19 protein-coding genes and 1 pseudogene are annotated in these 21,020 nt (G+C 47.5%); 7 read left to right on the plus strand and 13 right to left on the minus strand.

Going from position 1 to position 21,020, the window contains the following annotated elements:
• Window positions 1-71 precede the first annotated feature (71 nt).
• The gene (locus RBH76_04280; GenBank protein WMJ85199.1) at window positions 72-1,901 is read right to left on the minus strand and encodes a flavocytochrome c; all 1,830 of its coding nucleotides are present in this window, start codon (window positions 1,899-1,901) and stop codon (window positions 72-74) included.
• Window positions 1,902-2,439: 538 nt separating this feature from the next.
• Window positions 2,440-3,852, minus strand: coding sequence for a methyl-accepting chemotaxis protein (locus RBH76_04285; GenBank protein WMJ84653.1), 1,413 nt, complete (start codon window positions 3,850-3,852; stop codon window positions 2,440-2,442).
• A 391-nt stretch (window positions 3,853-4,243) separates the two neighbouring features.
• Between RBH76_04285 and RBH76_04290 the strand changes: the two genes are divergently transcribed.
• From RBH76_04290 to RBH76_04305, 4 genes are all read left to right on the plus strand, one after another.
• On the plus strand, window positions 4,244-4,555 hold the full coding sequence (locus tag RBH76_04290; protein WMJ84654.1) for a metalloregulator ArsR/SmtB family transcription factor: 312 nt from the start codon (window positions 4,244-4,246) through the stop codon (window positions 4,553-4,555).
• Window positions 4,556-4,646: 91 nt separating this feature from the next.
• Window positions 4,647-5,660, plus strand: coding sequence for a permease (locus RBH76_04295; GenBank protein ID WMJ84655.1), 1,014 nt, complete (start codon window positions 4,647-4,649; stop codon window positions 5,658-5,660).
• Window positions 5,661-5,698: 38 nt separating this feature from the next.
• Window positions 5,699-6,049, plus strand: coding sequence for a thioredoxin family protein (locus RBH76_04300; protein WMJ84656.1), 351 nt, complete (start codon window positions 5,699-5,701; stop codon window positions 6,047-6,049).
• Window positions 6,050-6,243: 194 nt separating this feature from the next.
• A complete protein-coding gene (locus RBH76_04305; GenBank protein ID WMJ84657.1) occupies window positions 6,244-6,633 on the plus strand; it encodes an arsenate reductase ArsC in 390 nt (129 codons plus the stop codon).
• Between the two features lie 122 nt (window positions 6,634-6,755).
• Here the strand turns inward: RBH76_04305 and RBH76_04310 are convergent, their stop codons facing one another.
• The 6 genes from RBH76_04310 to RBH76_04335 form a co-directional block, all read right to left on the minus strand.
• A complete protein-coding gene (locus RBH76_04310; protein WMJ84658.1) occupies window positions 6,756-7,550 on the minus strand; it encodes an HD domain-containing protein in 795 nt (264 codons plus the stop codon).
• A gap of 456 nt (window positions 7,551-8,006) precedes the next feature.
• Window positions 8,007-8,711 carry an ABC transporter ATP-binding protein gene (locus RBH76_04315; protein WMJ85200.1) on the minus strand — a complete coding sequence of 235 codons (705 nt, stop codon included), beginning with the start codon at window positions 8,709-8,711 and terminating at the stop codon, window positions 8,007-8,009.
• A gap of 6 nt (window positions 8,712-8,717) precedes the next feature.
• Window positions 8,718-9,539 carry an ABC transporter ATP-binding protein gene (locus RBH76_04320; protein WMJ85201.1) on the minus strand — a complete coding sequence of 274 codons (822 nt, stop codon included), beginning with the start codon at window positions 9,537-9,539 and terminating at the stop codon, window positions 8,718-8,720.
• Between the two features lies 1 nt (window position 9,540).
• Entirely contained in the window at window positions 9,541-10,620 is a 1,080-nt protein-coding gene (locus RBH76_04325; GenBank protein WMJ84659.1) for a branched-chain amino acid ABC transporter permease, read from the minus strand.
• 9 nt (window positions 10,621-10,629) lie between these two features.
• Window positions 10,630-11,511, minus strand: a complete 882-nt coding sequence (locus RBH76_04330) for a branched-chain amino acid ABC transporter permease (protein ID WMJ84660.1) — start codon at window positions 11,509-11,511, stop codon at window positions 10,630-10,632.
• 256 nt (window positions 11,512-11,767) lie between these two features.
• Window positions 11,768-12,952, minus strand: coding sequence for an ABC transporter substrate-binding protein (locus RBH76_04335; GenBank protein WMJ84661.1), 1,185 nt, complete (start codon window positions 12,950-12,952; stop codon window positions 11,768-11,770).
• A 799-nt stretch (window positions 12,953-13,751) separates the two neighbouring features.
• On the opposite strand from RBH76_04335, the gene RBH76_04340 reads away from it, so the two are divergent.
• From RBH76_04340 to RBH76_04350, 3 genes and pseudogenes are all read left to right on the plus strand, one after another.
• Window positions 13,752-14,060, plus strand: a complete 309-nt coding sequence (locus tag RBH76_04340; GenBank protein ID WMJ84662.1) for a DUF2325 domain-containing protein — start codon at window positions 13,752-13,754, stop codon at window positions 14,058-14,060.
• A gap of 365 nt (window positions 14,061-14,425) precedes the next feature.
• Window positions 14,426-15,095, plus strand: a pseudogene (locus tag RBH76_04345) (cytochrome c biogenesis protein CcdA).
• 14 nt (window positions 15,096-15,109) lie between these two features.
• The gene (locus tag RBH76_04350; protein ID WMJ84663.1) at window positions 15,110-15,718 is read left to right on the plus strand and encodes a TlpA disulfide reductase family protein; all 609 of its coding nucleotides are present in this window, start codon (window positions 15,110-15,112) and stop codon (window positions 15,716-15,718) included.
• An 85-nt stretch (window positions 15,719-15,803) separates the two neighbouring features.
• Here RBH76_04350 and citF read toward each other — a convergent pair whose 3' ends face one another.
• From citF to RBH76_04375, 5 genes are all read right to left on the minus strand, one after another.
• Window positions 15,804-17,207, minus strand: coding sequence for a citrate lyase subunit alpha (gene citF / locus RBH76_04355; GenBank protein WMJ84664.1), 1,404 nt, complete (start codon window positions 17,205-17,207; stop codon window positions 15,804-15,806).
• A complete protein-coding gene (locus tag RBH76_04360; protein ID WMJ84665.1) occupies window positions 17,200-18,078 on the minus strand; it encodes an aldolase/citrate lyase family protein in 879 nt (292 codons plus the stop codon). Before RBH76_04360 ends, citF begins: the two co-directional genes overlap by 8 nt.
• The gene (gene citD, locus RBH76_04365; protein ID WMJ84666.1) at window positions 18,075-18,356 is read right to left on the minus strand and encodes a citrate lyase acyl carrier protein; all 282 of its coding nucleotides are present in this window, start codon (window positions 18,354-18,356) and stop codon (window positions 18,075-18,077) included. Before citD ends, RBH76_04360 begins: the two co-directional genes overlap by 4 nt.
• A 116-nt stretch (window positions 18,357-18,472) precedes the next feature.
• Complete coding sequence (locus RBH76_04370) at window positions 18,473-19,150, minus strand: response regulator (protein WMJ84667.1); 678 nt, start codon at window positions 19,148-19,150, stop codon at window positions 18,473-18,475.
• Between the two features lie 5 nt (window positions 19,151-19,155).
• Entirely contained in the window at window positions 19,156-20,769 is a 1,614-nt protein-coding gene (locus RBH76_04375; protein ID WMJ84668.1) for a sensor histidine kinase, read from the minus strand.
• Window positions 20,770-21,020 lie beyond the last annotated feature (251 nt).

Raw genomic sequence — 21,020 nt, forward strand, 5'->3', positions numbered from 1 at the left:
ACGCATCTTTCCTAACCAAAAGCGCGCTGTATCATATGATACAGCGCGCTTTAACTATCTTATGGGAAATCTTATTTGCCTGCGGCGGCGTTGGCACCAGCAATTCTGCCGAAAACAAGAATATCGGTCAATGCATTACCGCCCAGACGATTGGCACCGTGGATATTGCCGGTCACTTCGCCCGCAGCATAGAGGCCGGGGATAATGTTACCGTTTACATCAATAACCTGCGCTTCGGTGTTGATCTGTACGCCACCCATGGTGTGGTGGACGGTCGGGACGCGTGCACCTGCATAGAAGGGGCCCTTGTCGATCTTATCAGCATAGAGCGTTCTGCCAAAGCTGTCCGCGGTTTTGCTATCCACATGGGTATTAAACTCAGTGACTGCAGCCACAAGGTTTTCGGGGTCGACACCGATTTCGCCCGCCAGCTCTTCAAGGGTTTCACCCTTAAAAGCGCGTCCGGCAGCAATCAGCTCGTTTACCGACTCATTGAAGTTATTCTTCTCATCGCCGGTGGGATAGTCGTGGCTGTCAAGAATGACCCACATGTGCGCGTTGGGCTGCTCAAACAGGGCGTTGGTCATCACGTCGCGGCGCGCGCCTTCGTCTACAAAACGGTTACCTTCATCATTTACAAAAATGCGGTTTTCTACGCCCATTTCAATGTTACCGCTCAGGCTACCGCTGTTCGGATCACCCATGGGCAATAACTGAATGTTCTCCATATTAACCAGCTGGGCGTTAACGGCCTCAGCCATAGCAATACCGTCGCCGGTAGAGCTGGGCGGGTTGGTGCTCTTAATGGAGGCATCAAGGGTCGCCCAGATTGTATTGTGTTTCTGGCGCATCTCAACGTTCGCGGCAAAGCCACCGGTAGCGATCACAACGCCTTTTTTAGCGGTTAGCGTCACCTTGTTACCGGTCTCGCCTGTGGCGACGACGCCAGTTACCTTACCGTTTTCGGTGATAAGGTCGGTTGCTTTGGTGTTGAACATAATTTCAATGTTGTCGTTGCTGTCGATATAAGCGTTATAGGCTTTGAAGAATCCAGTACCGACAGGTTCAACAGGTTTATGCGCTCTGGGCCACAGGCCACCGAGAACCGTAAAAGTTCCGGGCTTAAATTCCATGCCGAGACTCTGCAGCCACTCAACACCGTCCCAGGCGTTGGTAACCAGCGTACGTACCATCTCGGGATCACCCTGCTTATCTCCGCCCTCAAAGGTTTGCTTATAGTGCAATTCAACGGAGTCGTTGTTGGCAAGGGCAGTTTCGCTACCTTCGTCTACGGCGTTAAGTGCGCCGCCAGCCATAATGGTGTTGCCGCCAACCTTTGGCGTCTTCTCAAGCACGATGACAGAAGCGCCGGCCTGATTGGCAGTTACAGCGGCGGCAAGACCTGCACCACCTGCACCGATGACAACGACGTCAGCCTCGCGGGTAACATCTTCAGCTTTTTCAATTTCCACCTTTTTGTTCTTCAGAGCCTCTACATCTGCACCGGCCTGAGTCAAGCAGTCGGTGATAGCGACCAATAATGCATCGCTGGTGATAGTGGCACCTGAAACGACGTCAATAGCAAGGCTCTGGGTCTCTACAATTTTTGCGGGAATCTGCTCGATAGGCAGATCGCTGATACCGGGGGTCTCTTTGTGAGAAGTGACCTTGATATCGGTGATTTCATCTGCGGAGACGACAACCTCTACCGCCACATCGCCACCCATACCCTTTGCGGCGGCAGTATAAGTACCGGCCTTAAACGCGCCGGAAACCTCAGTCGGAGCCGAGGAGGCTGGAGACGCTCCGCTAGAAGTAGCCGCAGGTGTCGCTGTACCACAGGCAGCAGTGCTTAAAAGCACAGCAGTGGCAAGTAGCACACCAATAGATTTTTTGAACATTTTTTTCACTTAAGTTCCCTCCATCAAATTAGATCAACATAGCAGATTTAACGAATTCTAAATCTGATGCGATAAATATACCATAATTACTGGCAAATATAAAGAGAAAAATACAGATATAAGTTACTAATATAAGAATTTAACAATTAAATTATTATAAGTTTAAAAGATATAGGCATATTTCCAATTTGGTATTTTTCTAATGTTTTTGTATAAAACGGAAAATTTGATTATGAAAAATATATCCTTAGAGGCATAGCAGCCTCTATCATGCCAGCAATTAAAAGAGAGTACCCACTCAGACAAAAGCAACTGTCCTTCACTCGAGAACGCAGCATCCTAACAATCTTGAAAATGGCTTTGGCAATTAAGAAATAAGGAACATTTGCTAATCCGGTTCAAACTATCAGATACATAACCAATCTAAAACTATAAAGCCCCAAAAACCGGCGTATGCGTCCAGCTTTTGGGGCTTTTGTGCTTCCGAACATATTATGTATTTTTTTCGAAGGGCTCTATTCCTATAACTAGGATGCCGTTAGTTGAAAACAAGCTCGTTTGCAACGCTCATCTCTTTGGTAATTTTAATCATCTGTTGGAATTTTTCAATAATAGCGACCGAAAGCTTTTCGGCCTCCGCCGTTTTTGACATGGCGCCCCTAGAATCTTGCGCGTTGATAGCGTCGATGATAATATCACCTGTTTTGTGCAGATTATGGTGCAGCACTTCAACACTCTCCCACAGAGCCAACAGCTTTTCTGAAGAGGGCTTAACCGCATAATAGAAATGGCCGAATCCGCATTTATGTTCATCGGTTTGAATCGGAATAACCGACATCTCGCGTGCCATCTTTTTAACATTGGTCATCCAGACGGTGTGTGCTTTAATGGCGCTTTCAACCGTCTCGATGAAATCCTCGTTTGAAAGGCCGCACAGCCTGCTGTTGACCATTTCGCCAGAAGCGATGGCCATGTCGCTGACCTTGGTTTCGATTTTGCCGACCGAGTCGGAAATCTCACCGATAGCGCCGCTGATCTGTTTTAAATCTTCAGCCGATCTCGAAAGGTTTTGTATGTCGTTGTTGACCGTCTCTAAAGCTGTCGAAGATTCATTAAGTGAATCGCTGATGCGTCGACTGGTTTGGGCCGCTTCGAAAATACGGTTCGTGATGTTGGTAGTCGCGTCCGTGCTGGTCGCCATAACACTTGAGACATTTTCAATGCTGCCGCTGACCCTGCTGATAGCATCTATTGTCTTTTCAACACTGCTCTTACTCCTGTTGGAAGCGTTGTTCATTTCTTCAAGCAGCGTGTCGATATTGAGCGTCAGCTGTTTTGTGGTCTCAGACAAAATGCGAACCTCTTCCGCTACAACGGCAAAGCCCTTGCCGGCTTCGCCAGCCCTTGCAGCTTCAATTGACGCATTGAGCGACAAAAGCTTGGTCTTATCAGAAATATCATTAATGCCCTTGACAGCTTCATTAATTTTATGTATGACAAACAGCAGATCGCTGACACTTTGATCCATGTCCTTTGAAAAACCCATCATCTCGTTGTTTTCAGCTTTGATGCTACCCAGAATATTATTGCTCTTCTCGGTGTTTTGGTTGAGAAGCTCCGCATCCTGAGAGATATTTTCAATCATGTCCGCCAGCTCTGTATTTGAATCGACAATCTGGGAGGTTGAGGAGGATATCTCCTCCGACGAAGAAGCAACCTCAGAAAACATATCGCTTAAACTTTTCGCAGAGCGTTTAATTTTATCCCTTAAAAAAGCCAGCCGGAGTTCAAAGTCGCTGATCATGGTGGCGATTTGGAAAACGCCTTTAAAAATTTCAGCCGCTCTGTAGTTTGCTTCCCTTGTGCTCTTTATTTTAGATGCTGACTGTGGTGCAATGACGGCAGATGCCGCCTTTGGGGTCTTTCCCACTTTCCGTTTCATAAATAACATTCGATTATCTTCCTTCCCTGTGTGTTAAACTTTAATGCCTTTCTTAGGTACTTAAAATATGTGATACAATTGTTCGCAAAGCATCTCGTAATATTTTATTTTGGATATATTTGTATAAAAAAATTCAAAAAATAAGAGATAATCTCATTATATAACTGATAAGCTAATAAAACAATATCAAATCACCGACAAAAAGAGGGAAAATAGCTGTTTTTACTCTCTTGTCTGTTAATATGCACTAGTGTATGTTGAGTGCCTAATCGATAATATGCACCCCTGTACAATAAAACATCGGTATCTTTATATTATCGAATCAAATTTTATGTTGACAAAATTTAATTTGCTGTATATATTAATAACATATCAAATAATGTTGATATGAGGTGATTAATTGGAAAACATCTACGAAGAACATGCAAAAGTTTTTAAGGCGTTTTGCGACGAAAAACGTTTAAGAATTCTCGAGCTGTTACGCAGCGAGGAAAAATGCGCCTGTGTTTTGTTGGAGCAGTTGGATATAGGACAGTCGGGACTTTCTTATCACATGAAAATTTTGGTCGAGTCAGGCATAGTAGAGAGTCGGCAGGAAGGTAAATGGACGCATTACAAAATTAGCGAAAAAGGTAGTACCTACGCCCAATCTTTGCTAAAAAAGCTGACAACACCCAACATGGATACAGATGAAAATAGTTTCTGCAAATAATAAAGCCATCCGCATGATGGCTTTTAAACAGCCGAATACATCAAAAATATTTGATATGATTGTCCTTTATTGAAAGTGAGGTATCCCCGCAATGCAAATATTAAAAATGATCTGGAATTTCTTTCAGCACCAGATTCTCGGTATGAAATGGCTCGATGAGCTGATTAAAAGCGGACTTTCCGCTCTGGGACTTGATACGTCCACCCGTCTATTTGGGAGTATTGCATTTTTTCTCTACGATGTGATCAAAATTACGATACTGCTTTGCTTCTTGATTTTTTTCATCAGTTACATTCAAAGTTACTTCCCGCCCGAGCGCAGCAAAAAAATTCTCGGAAGATTTCACGGCATTGGCGCAAACTGTGTCGCAGCGTTGCTTGGAACGGTAACACCGTTCTGCTCCTGTTCCTCCATTCCGTTGTTTATAGGATTTACGTCGGCGGGGCTCCCGGTGGGCGTGACATTCTCCTTTTTGATTTCTTCTCCGATGGTCGATCTCGGATCGCTGCTCTTGTTAATGAGCATTTTTGGTGCAAAGGTCGCAATCATTTATGTGGTCGTCGGTCTGGTCATTGCCGTCATTGGCGGTAAGATTATTGAGCAGCTACACATGGAAAGATATGTGGAAAGCTTTATTATGTCGGCTGGGAGTGTGGACATTGAATCGCCTGATCTGACAAAAAAAGACCGACTGATATATGCAAAGGAGCAGATGCTCTCCACTTTCAAAAAGGTTTTCCCCTATATCCTGGTTGGTGTTGGCATAGGCGCTGTTATACACAACTGGATTCCGGAAGAATGGGTAGCGCTCGTACTCGGAAGTAAAAATCCTTTCGGTGTTGTTCTTGCAACCCTTATTGGTGTCCCAATGTATGCTGACATTTTTGGTACTATCCCGATTGCGGAGGCTCTTTTATACAAAGGTGCCCAGCTTGGTACCATCCTATCGTTTATGATGGCCGTTACCACATTGTCGCTGCCATCCATGATTATGCTTCGCAAGGCGGTCAAACCAAAATTGCTGGCATTGTTCATTACAATCTGCACGGTTGGAATCATTATCGTAGGTTACTTTTTCAACTCAATTCAGGGATTCATTGTATAGGTTACAATAAAATAAAAATTCATAAAGGAGCGTATAGCATGTCACTTTTTAAATTTGGAAAGAAAAAAGAAGAAACCCCCGGCTGCTGCTGCGGCGGCAATTGTGACGCCAAAAGTATGACACAAGCAGAGTCTTCAAAGGCAACAGGCGCTAGCGTGAAGATATTGGGAAGCGGGTGCGCGAAATGCAATCAGCTTGAAGCAGCGACAAAAGAGGCTCTGGAACAGCTAGGCATGGATACGACGGTCGACCATGTGTCGGATTTTTCACAGATCTCAGCTTACGGTGTGATGTCCACCCCCGCCCTTGTTGTTGACGGAAAAGTGGTCGCTTATGGCAAGGTTCTAAAAACCGAGGAAGTTGTAAAAATCCTTCAAAAAGTTAGATGATTCCGATTTTGACATAGTAACAAAATACACCACTTGGCTTATCTGACTAACAAGTTATGCCAGACATCTAAAAGTTTTGAGCATTACTATCACCGACATTTTTATTTTCTCATTACCCGATGATGTTATTCTAAATAGCCCACTGCGGACCAGTGCTGCAGACTGTTCTTGCAAAAATGAAAAGGAATGAAAAGATGAATAAAGTAGCGTTTATCTGTGTTCACAACTCCTGTCGAAGCCAGATTGCCGAAGCGCTGGGGAAGCAATTGGCCGCCGATATCTTTGAAAGTTATTCTGCGGGCACAGAGCTTAAAGATCGCATAAATCCAGACGCGGTTCGTCTCATGAAGCAGGTTTATAAAATTGATATGGAACAAAGCCAGCGTCCCAAGCTGCTCGCAGAGCTCCCACCAGTAGATGTAATCGTTACAATGGGATGTAATGTAGAATGTCCCTTTCTGCCTTGCGAGCGCCGTGAAGACTGGGGCCTGTCTGACCCAACGGGAAAGAGCGACGCAGAGTTTCTTGCTGTAATTCAGACGATAGAGGAAAAAATAAAAGACTTGGCGAATTCATTGAGATAAACATATTGGCCGGCAGTTTGTAAAACTGCCGGCCTTTAATTTGACACCGTACCACTTATTTTCCACAGATGATCTCTTTTTTACAAACGAGTTAAACAGCGATGCCCTTATCGAGGTAAAGGTCAAAACCAGTCGCTATTCCTATAACTGCTGTAAGCCGCCGCAAATTCACTGTTATTACGAATAAATATATGTGCCAAAGCTGGGTCAAAACGCGTCCCCGCCCCCTGCGTAATAATATGACACGCAGCCTGGTGATTGTCCCCTTCCTGAACAGTTTCTCTGTCGTAACAATCACAAATGGCCGTAATACGCGCAACAAGCGGAATCTTGTTGCCGCATAGACCAAAGGGATAGCCATTGCCATTCCAATGTTCATGATGGTAGACGGCCGCGTCACAGCACAAAAAAATCAAGCAATCGGGTATGCCCGAAACGATGCGGCTGGCCATATAATCAAAAAGCCGCATTGCAAGCAGTGTATGCTGGCCAACAATCAGCCGTTCTTTCATCGTCAGTTGCTCGCTCTTAAAAAGTATTTCTCTCGGCAACCACACTTTTCCAACGTCATGATAAAAGGCCGCTTCACTGATCTGTTCGATTTTCCGCTGGCTAAACCTCTTTGAGAACATCTGGCAATCGTTCATCTTTTTAGCCATGATACCGGCATAAATACCGACACCGATCATATGATCAATCTGTTGCTCCGGTAGCTTTTTCAACAGGTTTTTGATATCGGCAGCAGAATGGATAGAAGGCGGCATAAAACTCCCTCTTTTCAAAGGTAATGCACTATGCTTCTCCAGAATCAGACGTGACATGCTCCCGATGTAAGACCACTTTGTTGTAGAGAATAGCAATTGATAAATGGCGGTAATCGCAGCATTGGGATGTTGAAAACGAAGCGCTTTCAACATCCCAATGCTTTCTCATACCACTTTGAATATTCTTTCCGGAAGCGGGATAATATCCCAGCGCACTGTATGGACGTATGGTATTGTATGCTCGTACCCAACGGTAAGCAAGACTTTAGCTTTATAGGTATCAAATCTGCGAATCAGTAATTAATGGCAGAGCACCATTGAATAATCTTACATAGTCGTTTTGCCAAGACTACTTGGTAGAATATACATTGGCACCACCTCTATCTTACAAAGCGATTTCCCCTCTACATTTAATGGGAAGAGGTACAGGTCGATTTCCTTCCTTGGGGCGATATCAAGCCAACAAACTATATCATATTCATAAATTTAAAATTATCAAGGGGCCGTCCAGTAATGCTTAGGACAGGCTTTTTTAGCAACTACGCTAAAGTCAACCGGGCATAGGTAAAATCAACTACTGGAACAAATTTTCGTGGGTTAAGACCGATTTTAATCACCGCCGAGGTAGGCTCTTCGTACACTGTCACTTTGAATCAACTCGGCGCCGGTGCCAGAAAGCTCTATTTTGCCGGTTTCAAGCACATAGGCGCGGTCAGCAATTGAAAGCGCCATCTGAGCGTTCTGCTCAACAAGCAGCACTGTCGTACCATCTTTGTGCAGTTGTGTAATAATTTCAAAAATCTGTTCAACCAATAGTGGCGCCAAGCCCATAGAAGGTTCATCAAGCATCAGTAACTTTGGGTGGCTCATCAGCGCGCGGCCCATGGCCAACATCTGCTGCTCACCGCCCGAAAGGGTGCCACTGACTTGCTTTCTGCGCTCCTTCAGGCGAGGGAATTGTTGATACACCCGCTCAATATCGGCGGCGACTCCAGCGCTCGGCTGGGTGTATGCGCCCATCTCAAGGTTTTCCTGCACGCTCATCTGCAAAAAGATGCGCCGCCCCTCAGGCACTTGTGCCAGTCCTCGTTGCAAAATTTTATGCGGTTCAACGGCCGAAATATTCTCACCGTTAAAATGGATTGAGCCTGTTTTGCTGCGCAGTAGCCCCGAAACAGTGTTCAATACGGTGGATTTTCCCGCGCCGTTTGCGCCGATTAGTGTGACAATCTCCCCTTCGTTAACCGAAAACGAGACGCCCTTTATCGCATGGATGCTGCCATAAAATACATTGATATCCTCAACCTGCAACAGCATAACTCAACCCTCCTTTTTCTTGCCAAGATAGGCTTCAATGACCTTCGGGTTCGCCTGAATCTCAGCCGGCGTGCCCTTGGCGATGATCTTGCCGTAATTGAGCACGGCGATGCCCTCACAGATACCCATAACAAGTTTCATATCATGCTCGATGAGCATGATGGCAATCGCAAAGGTGTCGCGAATTTTGCGGATATTCTCCATCAGCTCCGCCGTTTCGGAGGGGTTCATGCCTGCGGCGGGTTCGTCGAGCAGTAAGAGGCTCGGATTTGTACCCAGTGCGCGCACAATTTCCAGGCGGCGTTGCGCGCCGTAGGGCAGGCTGCCCGCCTTGGCGTTTGCCATGTCTTCCATGTTAAAGATCGAGAGCAGCTCGAGTGCACGCTCATGAACGATCTTTTCCTCTTTCCAATAGCGCGGCAAGCGTAAAACGCCGTCCCACATCGAATATTTCATCTGGTTATGCAGCCCGATCTTGACGTTGTCCTCAACGGTCAGCGTTGGAAACAGGCGAATGTTCTGAAATGTTCTGGCGATGCCCGCGCGGTTGACCTGAATGGTGTTCATACCGTGGGTATCCTTGCCGTCGAGCAGAATAGTGCCGCGCGTCGGCTGATAAACCTTGGTTAAAAGGTTAAACACCGTGGTCTTGCCCGCACCGTTGGGGCCGATCAGACCTGCGATTTCGGTGCGACCAATCGTCAGGTTAAAGTTATCCACAGCGGTCAAACCGCCAAAGTCAATACCAAGCCCGATCGCCTCTAGTACGGGAGATTTGTCGATGTCCCGCTCGGGGATAATCGCGCTGCTGGGTATCGGTACCATTTTAGCCATTTTGCGCGCCCTCCTTGCGGACTGATTTTTTTGCGGCCGCCTTTTCTTTAAATTGTTCAAACAGGCGGCGACCCTTTTCGCCGTGAGTCAGAAGCATGACTGCGACAAGCACAATGGCATAAACCAACATGCGGTAATCACTGAAGCTGCGCAACAGCTCAGGCAGCACAGTAAGCACCGCCGCAGCGATAATTGAGCCGCGGATATTGCCCATACCGCCCAACACGACAAACACCAGAACAAGAATAGAGGTATTAAAATCAAACTTTTTAGCCACCACGGTGGAGTAGTTCATGGCAAACAGCACGCCGGCCATTCCCGCCAGCACCGCCGAGGTTGAAAAGGCCATCAGCTTATATTTCGTGATATTAACGCCAAGCGATTCGGCAGCGATTCGGTTGTCGCGCAGCGCCATAACCGCCCTTCCGGCACGACTATTGATCAGATTCTGTACAATAATCAATGTGACGATAACCAGTGCAAAGCCCATGGTAAAAGTCGAAAGTTTGGTTACGCCCACCGCGCCCATCGGCCCGTTCATGATGACCGTTCCGCCATCGGCAAGACCCAGAGACGCCGAGTCGGTCATGCTCAGGTGCAGCCCGTTTTTGTCCACGCCTATATAAAGGCAGTTGACAACATTTTTGACAATTTCGCCAAATGCCAGCGTGACAATCGCCAGATAGTCACCCTGCAGGCGCAGTACCGGCACACCGACCAGTAGACTGGTCAGCCCGGCGATAATGCCGCCTGCCAGCATGGCGATTACCAGCCGGAGCGGCGAGAACGCAATAACGTTTTTAAGGCTCATCGTTACGATAACGCCGGTGAAAGCACCGACGCTCATAAAGCCAGCGTGGCCCAAGCTTAGTTCGCCCAGAATACCAACGGTGAGGTTGAGTGAAACCGCCATTACAATATAGGCACAAATTGGAACGAGCTGGCCTTTTAGCGAACTGGAAAGCTGCCCGCCCGACATAAGTGTTTGTAAAATGATAAACGCAACCGTAACAAGGATGTAATTAAGAAAGTTGTTTTGGGCGGTTTTATTCATTGCCTTAATTTTTTTCATATTTTCCGCCTACACTTTCTCACTTATTTTTTTGCCCATCAGACCGGTGGGCTTCACTAGTAGCACCACAATGAGCACGGCAAAAACGATGGCATCTGAAAGCTGAGTCGAAATATAAGCCTTTCCGAAAATTTCGACCAACCCCATAATCAGACCGCCAATCATTGCACCCGGGATCGAGCCAATGCCGCCGAAAACCGCCGCCGTAAAAGCTTTGATACCGGGCATGGCACCAGTTGTAGGCAGCAGCGTCGGATAGGCCGAACAAAGTAGCACGCCCGCAATCGCCGCTAATGCGCTGCCGATAGCAAAGGTAGCGGAAATGGTGGCGTTTACATTGATTCCCATCAGCTGAGCAGCACCCTTATCCTCTGAGACGGCGCGCATTGCTTTGCCGATTTTTGTGTAGCCTGTCAGCCAGCTTAAAAGCAGCATGATGACGATGCACGAAAGCACCGTTACAATCGCCTCGCCTGAAATGGTCAGCCCGCCTTCAAACAGTTTGACCGGCTTGATAGGCACCACACTTGAAAAGCTCTTGGGTGCTGAGCCCCAGATAAGCAAGGCCGCATTCTGTAAAAAATAGCTGACGCCGATCGCAGTGATCAACACCGCCAACGACGGTGCCATACGCAGCGGCTTATAGGCCAGCTTTTCAATCGTCATGCCCAAAACCGTACAGACGACCATCGCCAATATGACCGAGGCAAAGGCCGGCCAGCCAAGATAGGTCGTCGCACAAAAAGACATATAAGCGCCTACCATTATCACGTCACCGTGGGCAAAGTTAAGCATTTTGGCAATGCCATAAACCATGGTATAACCCAGCGCGATAATAGCATAAACGCTTCCCAGACTGATTCCGCTGACAACATAGGAAAGAAACGTCATACCCGCACACCTCATTTTTCTTTATGCAATGGTTCCCTTACAGCAATTCCATAAAGGAATTCAAAAAAGGGAGCTGACGAAAATGGCCCGCTTGTGCAGAGCGCAGACAGTTTAACGTCTGTCATGGACGACAACGCAGCATCCGGTCATTTTCGGCCCTGAACTTTTTGCAATCTTTCATGGAATGGCTATAAGAACAGGGATTGGAGGGCTTTAAGCTTTGCGCTTTTTAAGCCCTCCTAAACAGACATTCTAATTACATGCCGGTATAGACGCCATCCTTGATAATAACAGCCTTAGGCGCCTTAGAAACCTCACCGGTGGCCTGCCAGGTCATGCCTTCGCCGGTAATGCCATCAAAGGTCATAGCGGTAAACTCGGCGATCAGCTTGTCACAAACCTCAGCAGCGGGCATATCGGCAGTTACACCAGCCTTTTCGCAAGCCTGCGCAATGGCGTAAATGCAGTCATAGCCGTCGGCCGCGAACTGGTTAGGAACCTCGCCGTATGCAGCCTGGTACTTTTCAACAAAATTCTTGGTCGCGTCGTCCTGTGCATCGGCCGAGAAGGGCGTCAGCAGCATCACGTCTTCAGCCAGAGTCTTGTCGAAGTTTTCAAGGGTCAGAATGCCGTCAAGGCCGTCGCAGCCGAAGAACTTGGGCGAATAGTCCATGCTTCTCGCCTGAGAGAGAATCAGCGCAGCAGGGGTATAATAAATGGGCAGGAAAACAAGGTCGGCGCCCGCGTTCTTAGCTTCAGTCAGCTGCACGCTGAAATCGGTCGCGGTGTCGTCGGTGAAAGTGGTAGCGCAGACGACCTCAAGATTCTTTACCTTTGCCTGAGCAGCAAATTTCTCATAGATGCCCTGTGAATAAGCGTCAGCGTTATTGTAGATAACTGCAACCTTGGTCGCAAGCTTGTTGTCGGCCAGATAATCCGCCGAAGCAACACCCTGGTTAGGGTCAGTGAAGCAGATCTGGAAGACGTTATCCTTCCCCTCAATAACCTTGGTAGAAGAAGCCGAGGGCGTCAGCGTAAATACACGGTCGGCATAGGTCTCAGAGGTAACAGCTAGCGCGGGCGAGGTGGTTACAGTGCCGTTGAGAACCTGCATGCCCCAGTCCTTGAGCTTGTTGTAAGCGTTGACAGACTTTTCAGCGTCGTGCTCGTCGTCCTGATAATTCAGCTCGTACTGTTGACCGCCCTTGGCGTTGATTTCGTCGATCGCAATTTGTGCGCCGTTTCTGGCTGCAATGCCGTAGACAGCCGCAGGGCCGCTAACCGGGCCAATGCCGCCAATCTTAATCGCTGCAGTGGAAGAAGCGGCGGGCGCAGAACCCTCGGATGCCGGGGTGGAGGTAGAGCTGCTGCTACCGCCTGAGCATGCGCCCAGTGACAGAATCATAGCAACCGCCACCATGGTTGTAATAATCTTTTTCATCGTAATATACTCCCTCTTTACATTTTCATTTATACAAAAAACCGGCTCCGTCATAAAAAACGGAGCCGGTTTGAGTATACGTTTATTTACTCAACTTCGCGGTTCTGATATTCTACGACGTACTATTAAATTATCGCAGCTAATTATAAGGGCTACAATTACAAGCTCTACAAATAGAGCTAGCATTAAAACTCGTACAAATAGCGCAACAGTAAGAAGCACAACAAAAAGGGACGCCACAATAATGGCGTCCTTAGTCAGCATGGCAGAAGCAGACATGAAACGAGAGCAGAACGAATGAGCTTCTGCTGTATTGGCAGAAGTTTTTGAAGAACGATAATTCGCAGTGCGAGTTGCCATCGTCATAATTCGTTGCCCCTTTCAATTAAAGCTTTTTGTTAATTCAACATTTTAAAGCATTAATTAAAAAATGTCAATTGTTATATTTTACAGTACACGCTTAGCGACAAGAGAATTTATGTTCAACATCAATAAAAATCACACCTTCAAACGCATCTTACCAGCATTTTTTGTTTGGCGACACAGTACAAGTGATTTTATAGCTGAAACACTATTTTTAACCTTATATGCCCAAATTACAGATTTATACATAATATATCGAGGCAGCACAGCACTGTTTGAGCCCAAATTAAACGTTCACTAATTCAATCAACTTTCACTTGACAAGAAATATCCGGTATGCTATCATTAGCGCCAGTTAGTTGTGGATAACCAAACGACCGGGCCGCGGTTAGTTTATTCTAACCCATGCCTGACATTGAACGAAGGGGGATGTTTGATGAGCGTAATTATTATAGGCGGAAACGAACGCATGGAAAGATTATATCAAGAAACCTGCTTAGAGCACGGCTATAAGCGTGCTAAGATTTTTACAAAGACTGGTGGAGAAATAAAAAAGCAGCTTGGCGCTGCCGATTTATATATCCTATTCACCAGCACGGTATCACATAAGATGGCTATTGCCGCTTTAGGTGAAGCAAAGCGGCACAACGCCCGTGTTGAGCGCTGTCATAGCAGCAGCTTATGTGCGCTCAGAACCATTCTACAAAATCATTGTCCGAAGGGTTGCTGTGGGAACAAAATTTGAACGTCGTCTAGTTGAACAATGCGCGCGGACACTGGCCGGTATTAAGGTCGGCAATCTGTTCCACTGCACTCTGGAGGCCAGCAATTGTATCAACGACTGGCTTAATCTGTGTTTTGATATAGCCGCTTTAATTTAAGCTAACCTTCAATTTTAACAAACCTAAAATTCACTCCGCTTTTCTATCCCTACAAAACGGGCGTGCCAACAAAATGGCGCGCCTGTTTTATTTGCATTTTAAGAATCTTCCAAAGTTTATTTTAAACTGGTACATTTTGTTTTACTGATTGGTAATGAGACAAGCGATTTGTATAAAATCCCTTAAAACGGATATTAATAGAATAAGATTATTGCAAATGAGGCGCAGCATGCAGTATGTAATTTCTTTTTTAGAAGGTGTCATTTCCTTTATATCGCCTTGCCTTTTGCCGATGCTTCCAATTTATGTATCCTATTTTGCAGCGGGCAAAGAGGATGCCAGCCGCATCACAACACTGAAAAATGCACTCGGTTTTGTCATAGGCTTTACCCTAGCCTTTGTTGCGCTTGGGCTCTTCTTCAGTATTCTGGGTACTTTTTTATTAAATTACACCGCAATTATTAACATCGTTTTAGGCGCATTAGTTGTTTTGTTTGGGTTGGGGTTTATGGGCGTTATTAGGCCTATTTTCAACTTACACAGTTCTAACCGTGCCGGTATTGAAAACCTGAGCTTTTTAAAAGCCGTCACTTTCGGCATGATATTTTCAATCAGCTGGACACCCTGTGTTGGTGCGTTTTTAGGTTCTGCTCTGGCGATGGCTTCAGTCAGTGGTTCAGCCCTTCAAGGAACATTGATGCTGCTTTGCTTCTCCGCCGGTCTTGGAATACCCTTTATTCTATCCGCCCTACTGAGATTGACGAGCTGAAAACAGCCTTTGATTTTATTAAAAGAAATTTAAAACCATCAATTTTGTGTGCGGCCTTTTTCTGGTCATCATCGGTGTTTTAATGATGACAGGGCAGCTTGGCCGGTTTCTGAATATGTTTAATACTTGAAAGGGAAGATTTTTATGACCGACAAAAGAAGACTGGCAGTCACCATTTCCGTGCTTCTCATAATGATGGTTGTTTCCGCTGCGATTTATAACGCTTATAAAGATCGCATTGACCCATCTACAGGTAAGCTGACCCGCGCATCACAGCTGAAAAATCAGGTGCCGGTAACTTCAACCGCCCCCGAGACGCTTGACGCTTTAGCGTCAAAAGCGTCGGACTTCACCATGAAGGACGCGGAAGGAAACGACATTCTACTCTCAAGCTTTGAGGGAAAGCCGGTGGTTTTAAACTTTTGGACCTCCTGGTGCAGCCACTGCAAAGCGGAGATGCCTCGTTTTGAAGAGGCTTATAAGCAATACGGTGATCAGGTACAGTTTATTATGTTAAATGCCGTCAAGTCTGAAAAAAAAGAGGAGGATGGAAAAAACTATATTCAAAATTCCGAGTTTACCTTCCCTGTATTTTACGACATGGACGGCAAGGCAATACCCTTATATAACATTCGCGGATTCCCAGCCACAATGTTCATCGACAAGGATGGGAAAATTGTGGAAAGAAGCCTTGGCGAGCTGACCCAAGAAAAGCTAGACGAAAATATTCAGAAGATACTGCCCACAGAATAGATCGCTTAAACAGAGCCGCCCCGGGAAGCTCCGGGGCGGCTGTTATTTTATTAAAAACATAAATAACTGAATCTCTGGTCGCCCTTTAAACCTCATAAATCAGGTCGGCAATTTGGCTATCCAATCCCAAAACCTGCCCCACAACCCGCTCCTTTTTGGGCTCAAAAGATGCAGCCGGACCATTAATTTCAATCACCGTGCGACGCAGCTCATGAATATCGACAACGGGAAGGCGCGCCGCCTTTAGCCGCATCTTCAATTCAGGTCGTGCTGGGTTGACTGCGATGCCATACTGCGTCACCAATAGGTCGATAAAACGACCGGGTGTTGAAACGGTCAGCACTTTATCTACTACAATGGCCATTCTCGCACGGCTCAGCGGTGCCACAATAATTGTCAGCTTGGCCCCTGCCGCCACATCAGTATGCCCGCCGGAGCCACCGATGATATAGCCGTTTGAATCGGTATGAACGTTGACGTTAAATTCGGTGTCAATCTGTGTCGCACCCAGCACCACCACATCCAGCGACGAGGCCGCTGTGCTCTTGGCGGCCGGGCTGGCATACCGAGCTGCTGTTATTTCAAAGTGCCGAGGGTTCTCGCGCAGCGATTGAACCGCCTTAAGATCAAAGCACTGCACATCCTGAATAGCCTGAAAACAGCCGCTTTCCAGCATATCAACCATATAGCCGGTGATGCCGCCCAGCGCAAAGCTGCCATGAATGTTCTTTTCCAACATAATGCGCTTGAGATAACCGGCCACTGCAAGCGAAGCGCCACCAGCACCCGTCTGGAATGAAAAGCCGTCCTTCAACAAGCCCGAAGCTTCAATCGCTTGCGCGGCATAATCTGCAATTATCAGCGCGATGGGGTCCTTTGGCATGCGCGTAGTCCCTGATACAATGCCCGCGGGATTGCCGATAGCCTCTACCCTAACCACAAAATCGACGTCGTTCTCGGTAATGGAGGCGTCGGCCAGCGGATAGGGCACCAGATTGTCGGTGACAATGACAACCTTGTCTGCACACATTGCGTCGGCGAACGCATACCCCAATGAGCCGCAAGCCGACGGGCCGTACTTGCCCGAGCAGTTACCCATCTCGTCCGAGGTGGGCGCGGCGATGAATGCGACGTCTATATGGCTTTTCCCCGACAGAATATCGGCCGGGCGGGTGCCGTGCGAGCGGAAAACAACCGGTTTTTTGAGCACACCTTCTGAAATTACCCTGCCCACACCGGCGGAAAGATAATTGGTTTCAATACCGGTTACAACGCCGTTGCGGATATGGTCAATCAACGGCAGATGGCAGTCAAACAACGAGCTGGCGTTAACCGTCAGGTTTTTTAGTCCCAGCCGGGCAGCCTCCTCCAGTACCATATTCACCACATAATCGCCGTTGCGCAAGTGGTGATGAAACGAAATGGTCATGCCGTCTTCTAAACCGGAATGCACGAAGGCCTGATGCAGATCGTCACACAGTTTAGCCAAAATAATCCACCCCCTTAATTTCAGATGCCGCTTCCAGCACCAGTCGGGCGCGCTGAACAATGGGCGCATCGATCATTTTTCCGTGCAATGATATAGCGCCCTTACCCTGACGCTTGGCCTGTGCAATGGCATCAAAGACTTCTCGGGCGTAGTCAATCTCTTTTAAAGTGGGTGAAAAGATTCGGTTCACCGTTGCAACATGCGCCGGGCTGATGCAGGCTTTGCCGGTAAAACCCAAACCCTTGGCAAAGGCTGCGTCCCTTTCCAACGCTTCCAAATCCCGCACATCAGTAAAAGGCGTATCGTACGCCTCTATTCCGGCGGCTCGTGCGGCGCAGACAATCCGACCGCGCGCATAACGGATTTCTTCACCCTCGACAGTACGCGCACACCGGAAATCGGCCGAAAGATCCTCCGCACCCAAGAACAGCGCGATCACCCTCGGACTGGCGACAGCTATGTCATAGGCATTCTCAATGCCCATCGCAGTCTCCAACAGTGCGATAATTTTCGTCCGTCCACCTTGGAGTCCAAACTCCTGCTCCAGCGCTGTCAGTTTCTCATCAAGCTTTTGGATGTAATCCGCACCGCTAACCTTGGGCGGCAGGATGACCTCCGGTCCAAGTGGCAAAAGCGCCCGCAGATCCTCCTCCCAATAGGGAGTGTCCAGACCATTGATGCGGATGATTCGCTCGCATTTTCCAAAATTCAGTGACATCAGGGCATTTTTCAGTAGTTCTCTGGCCGCGTCTTTTTCGTCAGGAGAAACAGCATCTTCCAGGTCAAAGATCAAGCTATCGGCACCCAGCAGCCCACCGTTGCCAATCATATTCGGGTTATTGCCCGGCAAAAACAACATTGTACGTCTCATTTTGCGGTCTCCTCTTCGGCGCTTGCACGGCGCACCGCCGTCGTCACGCGGGCGCGGATGGTACAATCCAGCGCGCCGCGATCGGTTGCTTTAACCGCCGCAGTTTTTACACCCATCTCGTGCAGCACCGTTCGGATGGTCTCCTGAATCGAATCTCCATAGTATTTTTCGACCGAAGACATCAGCTCAATTTGGATTCCAGTGGTGTCCGGCGACACCGTCACCATAATGTCGCTGGATTCCAACGTGCCGGCAACGGATACCCGTTTAATTCGCATAGCAATCTCCTTTCTGGTATCAGAGGCATTGCCTCTATCAATATCTTGGATAAAAGCCGATGACTGAATCACCGGCTCGATTTGCCACGCCACCGCCCTTTGACAGCAGTTTTCTGTCATCGTAATCGGTACAGCACCCGAGGGCGGCCACCCGTTTCATAATCGATGCTACTTAAAACGCCGCCAATCTCAATTAGGTAATTTAAATACCGCCGAATTGTTACGCGCGAGAGACCCGAGGCTTGTGAAATGCTCTCACAGGTGTGTTTTTCTCCGGCTTGTTCGTGCAGATGGTCATAAATGTAGGTGAGCGTTTTTTGGTTAAGTCCCTTTTGCAGCTCACCATGTTCAATATCCAGCGACAGCTTGTTGTTGAGCAAACGATCGACCACCGCTTGGTTCACCTGCTGATTGCTGTTAAGTAAGTTAGTTTTACTTAAGTATTTTTGAATGGCCTCCTGAAAGCGATAAAACGAAAACGGTTTGATAAGATAGTCGACAATACCCAACCGCAGCGCCTCATCCACCACACTCATTTCGGTGGCAGCTGTCACCATAATGACTGCGCTTTTGATGTTCTCCGCCCTGAGCATTCTTAATAGTTCATTGCCGCTGATCCCCGGCATATAAACATCAAGAATAACCAGGTCGACCGGGTGGGTTGAAAGATACTCCCAGGCGATTCGTCCATTGGAGAACACACCATCGACGGTAAATTCGCCGAAATGCTCAAGATATTGTTGGTTGATCTGCGCAACCATGGGGTCATCCTCAACAATGACCGTACGAAACATGTTGATCACTTCCTTTGCCGTTTTTCACTGCAAATAATCGTAAACGATGTTCCCGCATTGGGGTCTGAATCCACCTCAATACTGCCGCCGGCTCGGCTGACAATCTCCTTAACCAAGCCCATACCCACGCCGCGACCCTCTTTGGCCTTTGTGCTAAAACCCATCTGATAGATACGGGGCAGATTTTCCGGCGCGATGCCAGTACCGGTGTCCGACACTGTAATCAGCAGGCCGGTTTCATCCTCGGTGATCTGTAGGACAATGCTGCGCGGACCATCTTCCTGCCGGGCATTTACCGCTTCGATAGCATTTTCAAGCAGGTTGCCAACGATACTGACTATTTCATTTGTTGAAAGATAATCACTGTGTGTCGGAAGCCGACTATTAGCCAGAAGCGTCATGCGGATGTCGAGCTCTCGCATATTGGTCAGCTTGGCCAATATCAGCGCAGCAACGTTTGGGTTATGGATATATTGTAGCACCGGCCCCATCGATTCGGCGTGAACGGCGGAAATATTGCTGATGTAGACTAACGCGTCCTTTTGGCGCCCCATCTGGAGCAGCCCAGATATGACCTGAAGCTTATTCATGAATTCATGCGTATTTGCCCGCAACGCGGAGACGATGTGCCGTGTACCATTTAATTGCTCCGCCGTCTGCATGGCTTCAGTCTTATCAGTCAGAATCAAAGTGGTTCCAATGTTTTTGTCCTCTTCATTTTTGGGGATATTGCAACAAAGAATATTGGGGCGCGTGGTCGGCACGTTCTTTCGTCGGGATAAAACCAGGCTTTCGCCGGTTTCATCTCGAATAAGGGCATCGATCATCTTACCCTCGAGAAGCTCCGGCCGCAGGCCCAACATCTGTACGGCCGCACGATTGACCAGCTGTATCATACCCCGCTCATCCACCGAGATGATGCCCTCATTCAAGTTGTTGATGACCTCATTCTGAGTCAGGTAGCTATGTACGAATTCCTCCGGGCCGTACCCCAGTAAAATTCGCCGGATCAAAAGCGACAACAGCCCGGCCACCAATAATGTCGCCAGCATCACCAGCCAGGCCAACTGCATATAGGTCGAGATGATGTGGTTTCGCAGCTCATTAATTCGTGACATAGTCGTGCTGGCCATAACAAAACCCATTCCATGGCCCTCTTCGTCAAAAACGGGGTAAAAGGCCCGGCGCTGATGCCCCAGTGTCCCGACACCATCCACAATATAAGCTTCCCCTGCCAATGCAGGGCCTTCATCTCCGCCTACAAATCGCTGCCCAATACGGCTGTGCACCACGTGATAAAGGCGAATGGACGAAGTATTGGCGACAGTGACAACATCCAGATCCTGAGTCTGAGCCACCATATTATCCAAATAGGTAATCAGCTCCTCGGGGCAGCTGCCATCCTTAAGAGATTGGCGAATCATTTGGCTCTCCGCCAGCGTACGAGCGGTAGAAGTCAGGCCGTTTTCAATCTTTGTCTGTAGCGAAGAAAGTGAAAATTGCAGCGTCATGGTCAGTGTTATAATTAAAATTACCATCCACATCAGGGTCGAGAAAAAGAGAAACTTAAAAAACATGGGCGCGATTCCGCGTTTTTTAAGCTTGCGCAACCATGCCATCAATGTTTGCTCCTTCCCCGGTCATGATGCCGTCTAGTTCCGCATCACGCCACAATCAATTCTGTTTCCAATTATTCTACCATTCAATTTTGTGAATTTCAACTATATCACCCCACCCATTTTGCCTATAATTATAGATAATTTGCTTTCTTTACTTTCAAAACTTTAAATATGTTTTCAAAAGAGTATGATATGCCGCCTAAACATCTTATAGTAAAAATACAAAAACAAATTGTCACCATTTTTTGTCT

It is taken from the genome of Oscillospiraceae bacterium MB24-C1, assembly GCA_030913685.1.
In the GTDB taxonomy this organism is placed as follows: domain Bacteria; phylum Bacillota; class Clostridia; order Oscillospirales; family Ruminococcaceae; genus Yanshouia.